General features: G+C 65.2%; 2 protein-coding genes. Both read left to right on the top strand.

From position 1 onward, the window contains the following. Window positions 1–224: hypothetical protein (locus tag VQ02_RS38890; protein WP_209437104.1), on the top strand; the 224-nt coding region annotated here is incomplete at its 5' end. Between the two features lie 202 nt (window positions 225–426). After that, on the top strand, window positions 427–609 hold a 183-nt coding region (locus VQ02_RS33485), incomplete at its 3' end, for a response regulator (protein ID WP_048448597.1).

The following is a 609-nucleotide window of genomic DNA, read 5'->3' as shown; positions in this document are numbered from 1 at the left end:
CGCTCGGCGACCGGACGCTGCATCGCTCCACCGGGCGGGATGCGCGGCCGGGCAACACCACCCGGAGCGGCGCAGCGAACAGTCAATGCGCGCCCTCATCCGTCCGCGCCAGCCTCGCCGGATGGCCTGCCCGGATGAACCAGGTCGATCGCCGGCACGCGGCCGAGATGTCCGGTGGACCGGACTTCGTCCCGCGCGGCACGGCGATGGTTTCGAATTCATGAACGGAGCGTCCCGCCCCGGGGATGCGGCCGTGAGTACAGCGCGTCCAGAGCTGCCATGCACTTAACCCTTGATTAGGAAGATTTTTCTAAAATTACTTGACCAAGAAGCGACTTCTCAATTCGAACTCAAGGGGAGCGCGCAGCTCTCCATGCCGCGGGACCCGGCTCGGACCGGAGAACGTGCGCCGCAGGGGAACGGCAGATGGACGTGCTCGTCGTCGATGACAGCCAGGCGGTGCTGATCCAGCTGCAACGTCTGCTGGATCACGACCTTGAGGCGGCGACGTCCATCTTCTCGGATCCGCTGGCGGCCCTGGACGAGGCGCGGATGCGCGCCTTCGATCTCGTTCTGGTCGATTACAACATGCCGGAGATGGACGGCATC

Origin of the sequence: Methylobacterium variabile (genome assembly GCF_001043975.1) — a bacterium.
Lineage (GTDB): Bacteria > Pseudomonadota > Alphaproteobacteria > Rhizobiales > Beijerinckiaceae > Methylobacterium > Methylobacterium variabile.
Note: the sequence above shows the minus strand (reverse complement) of the source record. Positions and strands in the feature narration are given on the sequence as shown.